Below are 15,865 nucleotides of genomic sequence, written 5' to 3' on the forward strand. Positions count from 1 at the left end.
GCTCGGGGGAGCCTCTCCTACCCCGGCCTCCCCCGGAGGGACCCGTGCGTCGCCGTCTGATCAACTCCACGCTCGCCGTGGTCCTCGTCGTCATCGCCGTCTTCGGCGTCTCGCTCGTCATCGTCGAGACGCGCACGATCTCCTCCAGCGCCCAGGACAGCGTGGACTCCGAGGCCGTCCGCCTTGTCTCCATCGTCGACAGCCGGCTCATCGGCGGGGAGCCCGTCAACCCCGACATCCTCGCCGAGCAGAGCGGCGCCAAGCGGTACGCCCTGATCGAGATCCCCGGCCGCGCCCCCATCGAGATCGGCGACCGCCCCGAGGGCAGCGTCATCCGCGGCACCGCCGAGGGCGAACGCGGCGAGACCGTGACCGTCGAGGAGTCGCGCTCCACGATCACCAGCGAGGTCGGCCGCACCCTCCTGATCATCGGGGCCGTGGCCCTGCTCGCCGTCGTCGCCGCCGTCCTCCTCGCCGTACGGCAGGCCAACAAGCTGACGTCCCCGCTCACCGACCTCGCCGAGACGGCCGAACGCCTCGGCTCCGGCGATCCGCGACCGCGCCACAAGCGGTACGGGGTGCCGGAACTCGACCGGGTCGCCGATGTCCTCGACTCCTCCGCCGAGCGGATCGCCCGGATGCTCACCGCCGAGCGCCGGCTCGCCGCCGACGCCTCGCACCAGCTCCGTACGCCCCTCACGGCGCTCTCCATGCGCCTGGAGGAGGTCGCCGTGGCCGACGACCTCGACACGGTCAAGGAGGAGGCGACGATCGCGCTCACGCAGGTCGAGCGGCTCACCGACGTCGTCGAGCGGCTGCTCACGAACTCCCGCGACCCCCGCACCGGCTCCGCCCTCGCCTTCGACCTCGACGAGGTCATCAAGCAGCAGATCGAGGAGTGGCGCCCGGCCTACCGCAGCGGGGGCCGCGCCATCGTCCACTCGGGCAAGCAGGGCATGCGCGCGGTCGGCACCCCCGGGGCCGTGGCCCAGGTGCTCGCCGCGCTGATCGAGAACTCCCTCATGCACGGCGGCGGCACCGTCGCCCTGCGGACGAGGGTCACCGGCAATCAGTCCGTGATCGAGGTCACCGACGAGGGCCCCGGCGTCCCCGCCGACCTCGGCGCGCGGATCTTCGAGCGGGCGGTCAGCGGACGCAGCTCCACGGGCATCGGCCTCGCGGTCGCCCGCGACCTCGCGGAGGCGGACGGCGGCCGTCTGGAGCTGCTCCAGCAGCACCCCCCGGTCTTCGCGCTCTTCCTGAGCCGCGAGGTCAGGAGCCGCAGGGACGAGCAGCGGGAACGCCCGGTCCGCTAGGAATCGGCAGACGGGCAGGCCTAGGGCCTGTCCGGCGGATCAGGGTCGGACAGGCCCTAGCGCACCCGGTCCGGCTGCTTGCGCGCCGTCTGCTTCGGGGCCTGCTCCAGGAACGATTCGGCGGTCTGCACGGCCTCCCGGGCCGGCAGCGTACGGAACACCCAGGTGCGGTACGACCAGAAGCGGAACAGCGTCGCGACGCCGATCCCGAGGAACTTGAAGACGTTGCTCTGCAGCGGGGTGTCCCAGCCGAAGCCGTACGTCGCCGCGTACAGGATGCCGTTCTGGATGATCAGCCCGGCCACGCTGAACAGCAGGAAGAGCGTCAGCTCCTTCGTCCGCTGGCTCTTGTCGCGGTCGCGGTACGTGAAGTACCGGAAGCCCAGGTAGTTGAAGCCGATCGCCACGACCGTGGCGATGACACTCGCCCGGACCACGGGCAGCTCCGTCAGATGGCGCACCAGGTTGAAGACCCCGAGGTCCACGAGCAGGCCGAGACCGCCGACCGCTCCGAACTTGGCGAACTCACGCGTGAGCCGGTCAAGCCGCACACGTAGTGCGCTTCGTTCACTCATGGTGATGGTCCAGCCCCGTCCGTTCGGTTTCGTCAACCCAGCCATGCTAACCAGCCCACCTGTGACCCGCCCGGAGACATTGCAAACATCGGAAAATCCGGTTCCGCTGTCGTAAAGCACAGGCGGCGGAGGCTTCCCGCATGGTGCGGATACCCTAAGAGGGTGACGTTCCCGGTAGTCGGCATGGTCGGTGGCGGTCAGCTCGCCCGTATGACCCACGAGGCGGGCATCCCCCTCGGCATCAAGTTCAAGCTGCTCAGTGACACCCCGCAGGATTCGGCGGCGCAGGTGGTGAGCGAGGTCGTCATCGGCGACTATCGCGACCTGACTACGCTCCGTGACTTCGCGCGCGGCTGTGACGTGATCACCTTCGATCACGAACACGTCCCCGCGAGCCATCTGCGCGCCCTGGAGGAGGACGGCGTCGTCGTCCGCCCCGGGCTCGCCGCGCTGGTGCACGCCCAGGACAAGGGGGTGATGCGCGCCAAGCTCGACGAGATCGGCGCGCCGAGCCCCCGCCACCGCATCGTCGCCGACCCGGCGGACGCGGCGGCATTCGCGGCGGAGGTGGGCGGCTTCCCGATCATCCTCAAGACCGTGAGCGGCGGCTACGACGGCAAGGGCGTCTGGTTCGTCCGTACGGAGGAGGACGCCCACGACCCGTTCCGTGCGGGCGTCCGGGTCCTCGCCGAGGAGAAGGTCGACTTCACGCGCGAGCTCGCCGCGAACATCGTCCGCTCCCCGCACGGCCAGGCCGTCGCCTACCCGGTGGTCGAGTCCCAGCAGGTCGACGGCGTCTGCGACACGGTGATCGCGCCCGCGCCGAACCTGTCGGGCGAGCTCGCGGGCCAGGCCCAGGAGCTGGCGCTGCGCATCGCCAAGGAGCTGGACGTCGTCGGCCACCTGGCCGTGGAGCTCTTCGAGACCCGCGACGGCCGCATCCTCGTCAACGAGCTCGCCATGCGCCCGCACAACTCCGGCCACTGGACCCAGGACGGGGCGATCACCTCGCAGTTCGCCAACCACGTCCGCGCCGTCCTCGACCTCCCGCTGGGCGACCCCCGCCCCCGCGCGAAGTGGACGGTCATGTGCAATGTGCTGGGCGGCGACTACCCGGACATGTACTACGCGTACCTGCACTGCATGGCCAGGGACCCCCAGCTCAAGATCCACATGTACGGCAAGGACGTGAAGCCCGGTCGCAAGGTCGGTCACGTCAACACCTACGGCGACGACCTCGACGACGTGCTGGAGCGCGCCCGTCACGCCGCCGGCTACCTGCGAGGAACGATCACCGAATGAGCCCTGTGAGCCCTGTCATCGGCATCGTCATGGGATCCGACTCCGACTGGCCCGTCATGGAGGCCGCGGCCCAGGCCCTGGACGAGTTCGAGATCGCGTACGAGGTCGACGTCGTCTCCGCCCACCGGATGCCGCGCGAGATGATCGCGTACGGCGAGCAGGCCGCGGACCGCGGGCTCAAGGCGATCATCGCGGGCGCCGGCGGCGCCGCTCACCTCCCGGGCATGCTCGCCTCGGTGACCCCGCTGCCGGTCATCGGCGTGCCGGTCCCGCTGAAGTACCTCGACGGCATGGACTCGCTGCTCTCCATCGTGCAGATGCCGGCGGGCGTGCCGGTGGCCACGGTCTCGGTCGGCGGCGCGCGCAACGCGGGCCTGCTCGCGGCCCGGATCCTCGCCGCCCACGACGCCGAACTCCTCGGCCGCATGCGGGAGTTCCAGCAGGAGCTGAACGACCAGGCGACCGAGAAGGGCAAGCGGCTGCGCGCCAAGGTCGAGGGCTCGGAGTCGTTCGGCTTCGCGAAGTGAGCGCCGAGGTGCGTACGGGCACGGGCACCGGCACCAGCGCGGCCGACCGCCTCGCCGAGGCGCGCGAGCTCCTCGCCGCCACCCCCGTCGTCGACGGTCACAACGACCTCCCCTGGGCGCTGCGCAAGCACGTCGGCTACGACCTGGACCGGCTCGACATCGCCGCCGACCAGACCGGCGCGCTCCACACCGACCTCGCCCGGCTGCGCGCCGGCGGCGTCGGCGCCCAGTTCTGGTCGGTGTACGTCTCCACCGAGCTGACCGGCGACGACGCGGTGAGCGCCACCCTGGAGCAGATCGACATCGTCGACCAGCTCCTGGAGCGGTACACGGCCGAGCTGGCCCCCGCCCTGACCGCGGACGACATGGAGGCGGCGCGCCGCCAGGGCCGTATCGCCTCGCTCAAGGGCGCCGAGGGCGGCCACTCCATCAACAACTCCCTCGCCACCCTGCGCGCGCTGCACACCCTGGGCGTGCGCTACATGACGCTCACGCACAACGACAACACCGCGTGGGCGGACTCGGCGACCGACGAGCCGGGCGTCGGCGGGCTCTCGCCCTTCGGCCACGAGGTCGTCCGGGAGATGAACCGGGTCGGCATGCTCGTCGACCTCAGCCACGTCGCGGCGACGACGATGCGGGACGCGCTCGCGACCTCGGCCGCGCCGGTGATCTTCTCGCACTCCTCGTCCCTCGCGGTCTGCGACCACCCGAGGAACGTCCCGGACGACGTGCTGGCCCAGCTGCCCGCGAACGGCGGGGTCGCGATGGCCACGTTCGTACCGAAGTTCATCCTGCCCGCGGCGGTGGAGTGGACGGCCCGGGCCGACGAGAACCTGCGCGCGCACGGCTTCCACCACCTGGACACGACCGCGGCGGCGATGAAGCTGCACCGCGCCTTCGAGGCCGAGAACCCGCGCCCGATCGCGACGGCGGCGACGGTGGCGGACCACCTCGACCACATGCGCGAGGTGGCCGGCGTCGACCACATCGGCATCGGCGGCGACTACGACGGTACGGCGTTCACCCCGGCCGGCCTCGACGACGTCGCGGGCTACCCGAACCTGATCGCCGAGCTTCTCCACCGCGGCTGGTCCCACGCCGACCTTGCCAAGCTCACCTGGTCCAACGCGGTGCGCGCGCTGCGGGACGCGGAGGCCGTCTCCCGCGACCTGAGCGCCCGCCGGGGCCCGTCGAACGCGACGCTCGACTCCCTGGACGCGCCTGCCTCCTGACGGTCCGTCACTGCCCACGTGGCCCGTCGCCGAACCGAACCGGCGGCGGGTCACAGCCGTCTCCGCCGACGCGGCCGAGATCACCGCCGTCCCCCGAACGGCCTACTCCGGCGCTCCTCACGACGGCCTTCGTGCCACGGTGGACGGTACTGCCTCAGTCAGTTCGGAGTTGTCACAACCATGGCAGATCTTGAAGATCATCATCCCTTCTCCGTCGACCACACCGGCCCCGCGTCCGGCGACCTCGACTCCCCCGAACAACCGCCGCCTCTCGACGAGTTCACCCGTGCGCAGGCACTTCTCGCCGCGCAACCCGTCGTCGAGGGGCACGCCGACCCACCCCGGGCGTTCGACCCGGAGGACCTTCCGCCGGTGCGGGCGGCGGAGACCGGAGCGCAGCTCTGGTCCCTGGGCGTCCATCCGGCGGAGGGCGTCGTCGGCACCCTCCGCCGGATCGACGGGATCCGCGCCCTCGTCGCCGCGTACCCCGAGGACCTGCGCCTCGCCCACACCACCGCCGAGTCGGCCCACGCCGTCAACTGCGGCCGGACCGCGGTGCTCCTGGGCCCGGTGAGCTGGTCGGCGCTCGCCGGCTCGGTCGCCGCGCTGCGGGCGTACCACGCGCTCGGGGTACGGGCGGTCAACCTCACCCGGTTCGACGGCTTCGCCCGCGAGGCCGTACGGGAGATGAACCGCCTGGGCCTCGTCGTGGACCTCTCCGGGGCCGACCCGGAGTCGGTCCGCCGGACCCTCGCGGTCACCAGGGCCCCGGTCCTGCTGACCCGCGCGGAGCCGGAGGGCCTGCCCGACGACGTCCTCGGCCTGCTCGGCGAGAACGGCGGCGTCTGCATGGTCCCGGTGACCGAGGACCTGTCCGCGACCGCGGACGCCCTCGACCGGATCCGCGCCCTGGCGGGCCCGCACTGCGTGGGCATCTCGCACACCACGGACCCGGCCACCGGCTACGCCCCGCTCTTCGCCGAGCTCCTCCGCCGCGACTGGCCCGCCCCGGACCTGGTCGCCCTCTCCCACGGCAACGCCACGCGCACCCTGCGGGAGGCGGAGTTCCTCTCCCGCACGACGCGCCTGCGCCGCGCGGCCTGAAAGCGGCGGTGACAGCGGCCTGAGAACGCGGAAGGGTCCCGCCTCCCTCACGGTTGGCGGGACCCTTCGCGCAGAAGATCGCGTTACGCGCGCGGGCGCCCCATGGCCCGGTACACCCAGCCCGCCTCGCGCCAGCGGATGGCGTCCAGGGCGTTGCGGCCGTCCAGGATCACGCGGGAGGTCACCGCGGGCGCCAGCTCGGCCGGGTCGAGCTCGTCGCGGAACTCGCGCCACTCCGTGAGGTGCAGCACGACGTCCGCGCCGCGCACCGCTTCGAGGGCCGTCGGCGCGTACCCGAGGGTCGGGAAGAGCCGGCGGGCGTTCTCCATGCCCTTCGGGTCGTAGACCGTGACCTGTCCGCCCTGGAGGTGGATCTGGCCGGCGACGTTCAGCGCGGGGGAGTCGCGTACGTCGTCCGAGTCCGGCTTGAAGGTCGCGCCGAGCACGGCGACCCGCTTGCCGAGGAACGAGCCGCCGCCGACCGCGTCCCGGGCCATCTCGACCATCTGGCCGCGGCGCCGCATGTTGATGGAGTCGATCTCGCGCAGGAAGGTCAGCGCCTGGTCCGCGCCCAGCTCGCCCGCGCGGGCCATGAACGCGCGGATGTCCTTCGGCAGACAGCCGCCGCCGAAGCCGATCCCTGCGCGCAGGAACTTGGAGCCGATCCGCTCGTCGTAGCCGATCGCCTCGGCCAGCTTCGCGACGTCGCCGCCCGCGGCCTCGCAGACCTCCGCCATCGCGTTGATGAAGGAGATCTTGGTGGCGAGGAAGGAGTTCGCGGCGGTCTTCACCAGCTCGGCGGTGGGGAAGTCGGTGACGACGAAGGGCGTGCCCTCGGAGATCGGTGTGGCGTACACCTCGCGCAGCAGCTTCTCGGCCCGCTCGCTCGTCACACCCGCGACCACCCGGTCCGGGTGCAGGGTGTCGTTCACGGCGAAGCCCTCGCGCAGGAACTCCGGGTTCCAGGCCAGCTCCACGCCCTCCGGCAGCAGCCCCGCGAGCCGCTCGGCCGAGCCGACCGGGACCGTCGACTTGCCGACGACCAGCGCGCCCTCGCGCACCACGGCCGCCAGCGAGCCGAAGGCGGCGTCGACGTAGCTCATGTCACACGCGTACTCGCCGTGCTTCTGCGGAGTGTTCACGCAGACGAAGTGGACGTCGCCGAAGGCGCCGACCTCCTCCCAGGAGGAGGTGAAGCGCAGCCGCCCGGTCGACCCCTCGATCCCGGCGACGTGCCGGGAGAGCAGCTCCTCCAGACCGGGCTCGTACATCGGTACGCGACCGGTGGACAGCAGCTCGATCTTCTCGGGCACGACGTCGAGGCCGAGGACCTCGAAGCCGAGCTCCGCCATGGCCGCGGCGTGCGTGGCGCCGAGGTAGCCGGTGCCGATCACCGTGATCTTGAGGGCCATACGGGACTCCAGGGAGGTCGGGCGGAATGCCTGCCCGAGCATAGTCGTGCGCTCTCGTGCCCAGGTCCGGGGCCCGGAAGGGCCCCGGCAGCAGGTCAGCGGTTCAGCGGTCCGACGTCACCGTGACCGGCTCGTCGTTCTGGATCTGCGAGACCAGCTGCTTCACCTTGGGCATGTCCCACTTCAGGGAGCCCTGCGGCGCGCTGCCGGAGATCGGGATGTTCATCGACTTCCCGTCGCCGCCGCTGATGCCCTTCATCGCGAAGAACATCTTGCCGAGGTCGTACAGCGACATGTCCTTGTCCACGATCAGCGTGTCCAGGCCGGCGCCCAGCGTCGGGTACAGCTTGAACGGGTTGAGGATCGTGCCCGGCGTCGCCGCCTGGTTGGCCAGGGCGGAGAGGAACTTCTGCTGGTTCTTCGTCCGCGCGAGGTCCGATTCGGCGAAGGCGTACCGGGTACGGACGAAGGCCAGGGCCTGCTCGCCGTTGAGGGTCTGCTCGCCCGCCTGGAAGTCGGCGCCGGACTTCTTGTCCTTGAAGCCCTTCTCGATGTTCAGGTCGACACCGCCGAGCGCGTCCACGATGTTCGCGAAGCCGGCGAAGCCGATCTCCGCGTAGTGGTCGATGCGAAGCCCGGTGTTGAACTCGACCGTGCGGACCAGCAGCTCCGGGCCGTCCATCGCGTACGCCGCGTTGAGCTTGGAGCCGCCGCGCGCGCCGAACTTCTTGCCGGACTCCGAGCCCACGAACGAGGGGATCGTCACCCACGAGTCACGGGGGAGCGAGACCATCGTGTTCCCGCTGGAGCAGGCCGCGAGGATCATCATCGAGTCGGTCCGCTTGCCCTCGGCGGAGCCGGTGTGGAGCTTCTTCTTCTCCTCGGCCGACATGCCCTCACGGCTGTCGGAGCCGACGATCAGGTACGTGGTGCAGTCGCCCTCGGCCGGCCGCTCGATGACCTTGGAGAGATCGACCTCGTTGCGCATCTGGGAGCTGGCCCAGGCGTACGTGCCGACGCTCCAGGCGAGCACGCCGACGACGAGCACGACGGAGCCGATCTTGATCCGGCGGCGCCAGTCGGGCGCGGGACGGCCGGGCTGCGGCTGCGGCGCGTACCGGGGGTCGTGCTGCGGCGGAATGGTGCCACGGCCGCCGCCCTGCGGGGAGCCGTAGACCTGGCCGTTGCTGTAGCCGCTGTCGTAGCCGGAGGCCTGCTGCTGCGTGAAGTTCGGGTTGTACTGCTGCTGGCCCTGGTCGTACTGCGGCTGCTGCTGGGGCACCTGCGGGCGCTGCACGTGACGCATCCGGCGGGGCCCGTCGGGCTGCGAATTCGGCCAGTCATTCATACGGACCATCTTGCAGGCCGCCCCTCGGGGGCCGACAGGGCGGGTGGGGATTCGGGGCGGCGCTGTTGCCAAGCTGATGCAAACAGGACCGGACCAGGACCCGGCATAAGGTGGAGGGCATGACAGACCAGGGCGATATCCCGGGCAAGCCCACTTCGGCGTCCCGCACCACACTGAGCCACATCATGACCAACAACGACACCAACCTCCTGGGTACGGTGCACGGCGGCGTGATCATGAAGCTCGTGGACGACGCGGCGGGCGCTGTCGCGGGGCGCCACTCGGGCGGCCCCGCGGTGACCGCGTCCATGGACGAGATGGTCTTCCTGGAGCCGGTCAGGGTCGGCGACCTGGTGCATGTGAAGGCCCAGGTCAACTGGACCGGCCGGTCCTCCATGGAGGTAGGCGTCCGGGTCATGGCCGAACGCTGGAACGAGTCCACGCCCGCCCAGCAGGTCGGCTCGGCCTACCTGGTCTTCGCGGGGGTCGACGCCGACGGCAAGCCGCGCGTGGTGCCGCCGGTCGTCCCGGAGACGGAGAAGGACAAGCGCCGCTACCAGGAGGCCCAGATCCGCCGCACCCACCGCCTGGCCCGCCGCCGAGCGATCAAGGAACTCCGCGAACAGCGAGCGGCAGAGGGCTACGAGGACTAGCAAGGGCTACGAGGACCAAAGGACCGAGGGCCGAGGGCCGAGGGCCGGAGGACCAGGGGCTTCGCCTACGGGCAGACGACCTGGTCCCCCGACACCGCCTCGAACGGTCCCGACTCCGGCTCGTCCGCCCGCACCGGCGTGACGCTCTTGAAGTCGAGGCCGGCCACCACCCGCAGCGTCGCGCCCCGCCCCTTCACCGGCTTCAGCTCCGCCCCCGGCAGCGCCGCCGCCAGGGACTTCGCCGAGCGGTCCCAGCGCGGGTCGTACTCCACCAGCGTCCGCCGTCGCTCGGGCCCCTCCCCGGTGCGCGGCGCCCGCGTCGTGTTGAAGCCCGTGGCCCGCAGCGCGTCGTCCACCTTGCGGCCCAGGCCGTCCGTCCGGGTCCCGTTGTAGACCTGCACCCGGATCGTCTTCGGGGCCACGTCCACCACCACCGGCTTCGGCCTCCCCTTCGCGTCAGCGGTCTCCGCCCGCGGCGGGGCGAGCGGCCGGTCCTCGCGCAGCGCCTGGAAGAGCTTCTGCGCCTTGGGCGCGTCCCACTTCACCGTCGAGCCGATGCCCGGCACGGGGAAGCTCATGTCCCCGACCGGTACGGAGACGAACTCCGAGGACGCCGGGGTGAACCCCTGCATCGCCCTGGCGAGGGACAGCAGCTGCTCCGACCCGAAGCCCGCGTCGGCCCGCACCGAGTTCAGCATCGTCGTCGCCACCTCACGGAACCGCACGGGATTCAGCAGCACCCCGCCGCTCGACATCCGGTCGATGAGCGCCGCGAGGAAGCGCTGCTGCCGCTGCATCCGGCCGATGTCGGCCGCGCCGTCGACATGGCGCGAGCGCACGTACTGCAGCGCCTGCCCGCCGTTCAGCCGGTGCGGACCGGCCGCCAGGTCGAGCCCCGTGTACGTGTCCTTCATCGGCCGGGGCGTACAGATCTCCACGCCGCCGACCGCGTCGACCGTCTTCATGAAGCTGGTGAAGTCGACCTCCAGATAGTGATCGATCTTCACCCCCGTCATGTTCTCGACCGTCCGCACCGTCAGGCCGGGCCCGCCCTCCGCGTACGCCGCGTTCAGCTTCACCGGGTGCGCCTCGTGCCGCTTTCCGGTGGTCGCGTCGGTGTGTTCGGGCATCTCGGCGTACGAGTCGCGGGGGAGGCTCACCACACTCGCCCGGTCCCGCTTCTCGCTGATGTGCACCAGCATCACGGTGTCCGTGCAGTGGCAGGGCGCCCCGCCCAGCCGGTACGCCTTCCGCTGCTCGGGCGTGATGCTGTCGCGTCCGTCCGTGCCGACGACCAGCACGTTCATGCCGTCCCCTGCCCGGGGGCGGTTCTTCATGTCCTTGAACGGGTCGACCCGGTTGATCCCGGTGTCCAGGCCGGTGACCAGCGCGTGCCCGATACCGCCGGCCCCGAGGACGACGACGGAGAGGGTGGTCGCCATCCGCATGCCCCACCGGGGCCGCGCGACCCGTCTGCCGCGGCGCGCCGGTACGGGACGGGCGGCCGGCCGGGGACGGGGCGTGCGGGGCGGTGTGGGCACCGGGGGACACCTCCGCGGGTGTGACAAGGGGAACCGTGAGCACCGTAGGCCCATACGATCAGCGCAAGGGTGCGGCGCTCGCCGTGACGCGCTTCCTGTCCCCCATTCGCGGTAACGTGGCCGGCAATGAACGCCACGCCCCCCGTCTCCGTGATCATGCCGGTCCTCAACGAGGAGCGGCACCTGCGCAACTCGGTCCGTCACATCCTCGAGCAGGAGTACGACGGCGAGATGGAGGTGGTGATCGCGCTCGGCCCGTCCACGGACCGCACCGACGAGATCGCCGCCGAACTCGTACGAGAGGACCCTCGGGTCCACACCGTGCCGAACCCCACCGGCCGCACGCCCGCCGCCCTCAACGCGGCGATCAAGGCCTCCCGCCACCCGATCGTGGTCCGGGTCGACGGTCACGGCATGCTGTCGCCCAACTACATCGCCACCGCCGTCCGCCTCCTGGAGGAGACGGGCGCGCAGAACGTCGGCGGCATCATGCACGCCGAGGGCGAGAACGACTGGGAGCACGCGGTCGCCGCCGCGATGACCTCGAAGATCGGCGTCGGCAACGCGGCCTTCCACACCGGCGGCCAGGCGGGCCCGGCCGAGACCGTGTACCTGGGTGTCTTCCGCCGCGAGGCCCTGGAGCAGCAGGACGGCTACAACATCGAGTTCATCCGCGCCCAGGACTGGGAGCTGAACTTCCGTATCCGCGAGGCGGGCGGCCTGATCTGGTTCTCGCCCGAGCTGCGCGTCCAGTACCGCCCGCGGCCCAGCGTCCGCGCGCTGGCGAAGCAGTACAAGGACTACGGCCGTTGGCGCCATGTCGTGGCCCGCTACCACCAGGGCTCGATCAACCTCCGCTACCTCGCCCCGCCGACCGCCGTCTGCGCGATCGCGGCCGGTGTCGTGGTCGGCGCGGTGCTCACCCCGCTCGGCTTCCTGATCCCGGCCGGCTACCTGGCCGCGATCACCGCGGGCTCGGTCCCGGCGGGCAAGGGCCTCCCGCTCAAGGCCCGCCTGCAGATCCCGGTGGCCCTCGCGACGATGCACATGTCCTGGGGCTACGGCTTCCTGACGAGCCCGCGCGCCCTCGCGAAGAAGGTCATCGCGAGCCGCCGCCCGGCGGTGACGACGAGCGCCTCGCAGGTCTGAGAACGCGTCCGCGCGCGAAGGACCTTCGTACGAGAACGGCGAACGGCCGAGCCCCTCGGGGCTCGGCCGTTCGCCGTTCTCGCGCGCTGAGGGGGTCAGCTCTTGCCGTCCCACTTGTAGACGCTGTAGACGTCCATGCACTTCACCTTGTCGTCCGCGCCGTCGGGCAGGTCGCCCGCCTCGGTCTTCGGCTTCTTGTACGTGGCGCCCTCGCGCCAGTCCGCGCCGATGACGAGGGTGATGTTCTGCGCCGTCGCGTCCGCGCGGACCGCCGTGTCGGGCAGACCGAGCGCCTTGGCCACGGACAGCGCGTCCGCCTTGCCCTGATCGCCGCCGGACTTCGGGTACTTGACGACGGTGTCCTTGCGGGGCTCGGCGCTCCGCGAGGCGTCCGCCTGCGTGAACCCCTTGCCCTTCAGGGTCTCCTCCATCGCACCGGCCCGGCCCTCCGTGGGCGCCGCGCCGTCGCCGGCCGTGCCGTTGACGACCGTGATCGCGAGCGTTCCGGGCGCGGCGGCCGTCGGGCCCTGCGGCTTCGGCTTCGCGGAGGCGGTCGGCTTGGCGCCGGCCGGGTCACCGTTCTTGTCCAAGGCGACGTCGTCGCGGAGCATCGACCAGATCTTGTCGGCGGCGCTCGGCACCATGACGAGCTTGTTCCGGTCCTGGGTCCACTCGGTGGTGGGGACCGTCGCCGTCGTGAGGCGGTCCAGCTTCACGTTCTTGAGCTGCATGGAGAGGTCGAAGAGCTTCGACACGGAACGGATCTCGTCGGAGACCTGAAGCGCCTCGGTGGCGGTCTCGGCCAGGCCCATGAGGCGTCCGGTGTCGGTCCAGGCGTTCTGGCTCTGGAGCTTCTCCATCATGCCGTTCATGTACATGTGCTGGGCCTTGGCGCGGTTCTGGTCGCTGCCGAACGCGTGCCGGGTGCGCAGCCATTGGAGCGCCTGCTCGCCCTTGATCTCGGTGGTCCCCTGCGGCAGCTTCAGGCCGGAACCGCCCTTCACCTGCCGGGTCGACCTGTCGTGGACGCCGGTCTTCACACAGACCGGAACGCCGCCGACCTCGTCCGCCATGGCGACGACACCGGCGAAGTCGACCATCATCCAGTGGTCGATGTAGACCCCGGTGATGCTCTCCCAGGTGGTGAGCGTGCAGCCGGGACCGCCGCGGGCCAGGGTCTCGTTGATGGGGCTGGTGGTCGTCTCGGCGTACTGCTTTTCCCCGTCCTTGCACGCGGGGATCCTGACGATCGTGTCGCGCGGGATCGAGATGATGTTGGCGTTCTTGCGGTCCGCCGAGATGTGCAAGAGCATCTGCACATCGGCGAGGGCCTTGCGGTCCCGCTCGTTCTTTCCGCCGCCCAGCGCCACGTTCTTGTCGTCGGCGCGGCTGTCGGAACCGATCAGCAGGATGTTGAGCGGGGTGTCGCCGAGCGCGTTCGGCGCGGCCTTCTTCACACCGCTGTCGCCACCGGCGCGGCTGCCACCGCGGATGTTGCCGTTGAGGTGCTGGTAGTACAGGTATCCGGCGGCAGCCGTCCCAAGTATCAGGAACGACAGGGTCGCGGCGACCCAGCGCAGCACCTTGCGTTTGCCGCTCTTCTTGGCGCGCCTGCGCGGCCCTTTGCGCCGGTGGCTCGCACGGCCTTCGCCGGCGCTCCGCCCGGGACCGCTCGGGTCCCCGTCGCCGGAAGCGCTGGCGCCCGAAGTCCCGTCACCCGCACGCTGGTTGCCCGAAGCACGGTCGCCCGAAGCACGGTCGCCCGGCCCCGGTTCGCCCTCGTCCCCGTAGAGACTCTCGTCCCAGCCCAATTCGCGGGCGTGCGGAACGCGACCCCGGGTCCCCTCCCCACGCACGCTGTTCTGTCCCACCCCTGGTCCCCCTCCTCAGGAGCGCGCCGAAGCCCGGTGTTTCCGGGTCACTCGGCGCACACCTTCTTGTCTGCGGTCTGAGCACCCTCCGGCGCCTTTGCCGGACCGGTGATGGGCACCCCCGCGCCCTTGAAGTCGGAGCCGAGGACGAGCGTCATGGGTGCGAGCGCCTCGGCGTTCTGCGTGCCCGGCTTGAGCGCCGTGGCGGGCAGGCCCATCATGTCCGCGAGCTTGCGGGCCTGAGCGGCCTGGTTCGGTGCGTATTCGAGCGTGGTCTTCGCCGCCTTCTCGGGGGCGTTGCTCTTGTTGCTGGACCTGGTGACGCCCTGCTCGTTCTGCAGCCAGTTGATCGTCGACTGCGCGGCGCCCGTGATGCCGCTGCCGTTGTAGACGTCGACGCGCACCTCGCGCGCGGTGGAGCGGGTGCCCTTCAACAGGGCGGCCTGGGCGTTCTTGGCGTCCTGCTGCTGCTTCTTCACCTCGGTGAGCGAGGTGTCGGACTTCAGCATCGCGAAGAGCTGCGGCGCCTTGGTCGGGTCGGGCACGACCGTCGCCTTGATCTTCTCGGCGGGGTTGTCGATGACCGGCAGCGTCGTGAACGTGATGTTCTTCGTGTCGATCTTGGCGAGTTCCTCGCCGAGGGACTTCAGCTTCCCGATGCTGCCTATGCCGGAGTCGACGGTCAGCGCGTTCGTGGCCGCCTCGGCGAGGTCGAGCAGCTTGCTCGGACTGGTCAGGGTCTCGTCCGACTTCATCTGCCGGATCATCGAGGAGAGGAACTGCTGCTGGATCTTGATCCGGTCGAGGTCGCTCTCGTTGCCGAAGCTGTGGCGGGTACGGACGAAGGCGAGGGCCTGCTCGCCCTGGATGGTCGACTCGCCGGCCGGCAGGTTGAGCTTGGAGTCCTTGTCCTTGACCGGCTTCACCAGACAGACCTTCACGCCGCCGACGGCCGTCGTCATCTCCTTGACGGCGTTGAAGTCGGCCATCATGAAGTGGTCGACGGTCAGCCCGGTGAGCTGCTTGACCGTACGCATCGTGCAGCCGGGGTCGCGGTCGGACTGGCCGAGGCTGACGTTGAACCGCTCGTCGGTCTGGCCCGGGATCGTCTTGATCGTCCCGTCCGGCATCTTCGTCTGGCACTCGGGGATCTCGGTCTTCAGGTCGCGCGGGATGGACATCGCCGTGGCGTTCGTCCGGTCCTTGGAGACGTGGAAGAGGATCGTGGTGTCGGCGTGGCCGGGACTGTTCTTGTCGCCGTAGCCCTGGTTGCCGTCGCCGGTCCGCTTGTCCGTGCCGATCAGCAGGATGTTGACGGCCTGGTCCTTCTTGAAGCCCGTGCTCTGCGCGCCGACCACGTCGACCTTGTTGATGTTCCCGTTGAGATGGTCGTAGTACGCGTACGCGCCCACCGCGCCGCCCACGAGCACGAAGGCCATCGCCCCGCCGGTCCACAGCAGGACCTTCTTCTTGCGGGACTTCGCGTTCTTGCGCTTGCGCCGGCCCTGCTGCGGGACGCCGCCCGCGGGCCCCTCGGGGGCGCGGCGGCGGCGCTGGCCGGGGACGGGCGTCTCGGCGGGCGCGCCGGTCGGCGTGCCGGTCGTACGGGAGCGCTGACCGGAGCGGGACCCCTGGGGGGTTCTCGGACCCGGAGGCGTGGCGCCGCGCGGACGGGACTGCGACGGCGACTGCGGCTGGGACTGCCCAGCGGAGTGGTTCAGTCGCAGTTCGTAGTTGCCTGTCTGCGGGTTGAGGACCCACTGGTCGGCGGGGTCGATCTCATCCGCCTGTCCACGGCTGTGCGCGTCCACGGTTACTTGAATCCTCCGTCG

The 15,865-nt window shown here is 70.8% G+C and carries 13 protein-coding genes; 7 read left to right on the forward strand and 6 right to left on the reverse strand.

The window, feature by feature from the left end; all coding sequences use genetic code 11:
* Positions 1 to 44 precede the first annotated feature (44 nt).
* The gene (locus AB0F56_RS29650) at positions 45 to 1,316 is read left to right on the forward strand and encodes an ATP-binding protein (protein WP_362014959.1); all 1,272 of its coding nucleotides are present in this window, start codon (positions 45 to 47) and stop codon (positions 1,314 to 1,316) included.
* Between the two features lie 56 nt (positions 1,317 to 1,372).
* Here the strand turns inward: AB0F56_RS29650 and AB0F56_RS29655 are convergent, their stop codons facing one another.
* The gene (locus tag AB0F56_RS29655; RefSeq protein ID WP_362014962.1) at positions 1,373 to 1,891 is read right to left on the reverse strand and encodes a GtrA family protein; all 519 of its coding nucleotides are present in this window, start codon (positions 1,889 to 1,891) and stop codon (positions 1,373 to 1,375) included.
* 162 nt (positions 1,892 to 2,053) lie between these two features.
* On the opposite strand from AB0F56_RS29655, the gene AB0F56_RS29660 reads away from it, so the two are divergent.
* The 4 genes from AB0F56_RS29660 to AB0F56_RS29675 all read left to right on the forward strand — a co-directional run bounded on the left by AB0F56_RS29660 (position 2,054) and on the right by AB0F56_RS29675 (position 6,059).
* The gene (locus AB0F56_RS29660; RefSeq protein ID WP_362014965.1) at positions 2,054 to 3,193 is read left to right on the forward strand and encodes a 5-(carboxyamino)imidazole ribonucleotide synthase; all 1,140 of its coding nucleotides are present in this window, start codon (positions 2,054 to 2,056) and stop codon (positions 3,191 to 3,193) included.
* Positions 3,190 to 3,720, forward strand: a complete 531-nt coding sequence (gene purE, locus AB0F56_RS29665) for a 5-(carboxyamino)imidazole ribonucleotide mutase (protein ID WP_362014968.1) — start codon at positions 3,190 to 3,192, stop codon at positions 3,718 to 3,720. The genes AB0F56_RS29660 and purE overlap by 4 nt, the downstream gene beginning before the upstream one ends.
* Positions 3,721 to 3,728: 8 nt before the next feature.
* Positions 3,729 to 4,955: a dipeptidase gene (locus AB0F56_RS29670; RefSeq protein ID WP_362015062.1), complete on the forward strand. Its 1,227-nt coding sequence runs from the start codon at positions 3,729 to 3,731 to the stop codon at positions 4,953 to 4,955.
* Positions 4,956 to 5,135: 180 nt separating this feature from the next.
* Positions 5,136 to 6,059 (forward strand): membrane dipeptidase, encoded by a 924-nt coding sequence (locus AB0F56_RS29675; protein WP_362014970.1) that lies wholly within the window; start codon positions 5,136 to 5,138, stop codon positions 6,057 to 6,059.
* 83 nt (positions 6,060 to 6,142) lie between these two features.
* Here AB0F56_RS29675 and AB0F56_RS29680 read toward each other — a convergent pair whose 3' ends face one another.
* Positions 6,143 to 7,471, reverse strand: coding sequence for a UDP-glucose/GDP-mannose dehydrogenase family protein (locus AB0F56_RS29680; RefSeq protein ID WP_362014973.1), 1,329 nt, complete (start codon positions 7,469 to 7,471; stop codon positions 6,143 to 6,145).
* Between the two features lie 103 nt (positions 7,472 to 7,574).
* On the reverse strand, positions 7,575 to 8,777 hold the full coding sequence (locus tag AB0F56_RS29685; protein WP_362015065.1) for an LCP family protein: 1,203 nt from the start codon (positions 8,775 to 8,777) through the stop codon (positions 7,575 to 7,577).
* A gap of 161 nt (positions 8,778 to 8,938) precedes the next feature.
* Here AB0F56_RS29685 and AB0F56_RS29690 point away from each other — a divergent pair, with 161 nt between their 5' ends.
* Positions 8,939 to 9,472 (forward strand): acyl-CoA thioesterase, encoded by a 534-nt coding sequence (locus AB0F56_RS29690; protein ID WP_362014976.1) that lies wholly within the window; start codon positions 8,939 to 8,941, stop codon positions 9,470 to 9,472.
* A 65-nt stretch (positions 9,473 to 9,537) separates the two neighbouring features.
* Here AB0F56_RS29690 and AB0F56_RS29695 read toward each other — a convergent pair whose 3' ends face one another.
* Positions 9,538 to 10,920 carry an LCP family protein gene (locus AB0F56_RS29695; RefSeq protein ID WP_362014978.1) on the reverse strand — a complete coding sequence of 461 codons (1,383 nt, stop codon included), beginning with the start codon at positions 10,918 to 10,920 and terminating at the stop codon, positions 9,538 to 9,540.
* 219 nt (positions 10,921 to 11,139) lie between these two features.
* Between AB0F56_RS29695 and AB0F56_RS29700 the strand changes: the two genes are divergently transcribed.
* Entirely contained in the window at positions 11,140 to 12,162 is a 1,023-nt protein-coding gene (locus AB0F56_RS29700) for a glycosyltransferase family 2 protein (RefSeq protein ID WP_362014981.1), read from the forward strand.
* Between the two features lie 95 nt (positions 12,163 to 12,257).
* On the opposite strand, the gene AB0F56_RS29705 is transcribed toward AB0F56_RS29700, so the two are convergent.
* Complete coding sequence (locus AB0F56_RS29705; RefSeq protein ID WP_362014984.1) at positions 12,258 to 14,033, reverse strand: LCP family protein; 1,776 nt, start codon at positions 14,031 to 14,033, stop codon at positions 12,258 to 12,260.
* Positions 14,034 to 14,080: 47 nt separating this feature from the next.
* Positions 14,081 to 15,844, reverse strand: coding sequence for an LCP family protein (locus tag AB0F56_RS29710; protein ID WP_362014986.1), 1,764 nt, complete (start codon positions 15,842 to 15,844; stop codon positions 14,081 to 14,083).
* Between the last annotated feature and the right edge of the window lie 21 nt (positions 15,845 to 15,865).

The organism is Streptomyces sp. NPDC026092 (assembly GCF_040638605.1).
Taxonomy (GTDB): domain Bacteria; phylum Actinomycetota; class Actinomycetes; order Streptomycetales; family Streptomycetaceae; genus Streptomyces.

Bases quoted from the DNA above. Each gene is read 5' to 3' on its own strand.
- AB0F56_RS29655 (WP_362014962.1), bottom strand. From the start codon at position 1,891: ATGAGTGAACGAAGCGCACTACGTGTGCGGCTTGACCGGCTCACGCGT.
- purE (WP_362014968.1), top strand. From the start codon at position 3,190: ATGAGCCCTGTGAGCCCTGTCATCGGCATCGTCATGGGATCCGACTCC.
- AB0F56_RS29675 (WP_362014970.1), top strand. From the start codon at position 5,136: ATGGCAGATCTTGAAGATCATCATCCCTTCTCCGTCGACCACACCGGC.
- AB0F56_RS29680 (WP_362014973.1), bottom strand. From the start codon at position 7,471: ATGGCCCTCAAGATCACGGTGATCGGCACCGGCTACCTCGGCGCCACG.
- AB0F56_RS29685 (WP_362015065.1), bottom strand. From the start codon at position 8,777: ATGCGTCACGTGCAGCGCCCGCAGGTGCCCCAGCAGCAGCCGCAGTAC.
- AB0F56_RS29690 (WP_362014976.1), top strand. From the start codon at position 8,939: ATGACAGACCAGGGCGATATCCCGGGCAAGCCCACTTCGGCGTCCCGC.
- AB0F56_RS29695 (WP_362014978.1), bottom strand. From the start codon at position 10,920: ATGCGGATGGCGACCACCCTCTCCGTCGTCGTCCTCGGGGCCGGCGGT.
- AB0F56_RS29700 (WP_362014981.1), top strand. From the start codon at position 11,140: ATGAACGCCACGCCCCCCGTCTCCGTGATCATGCCGGTCCTCAACGAG.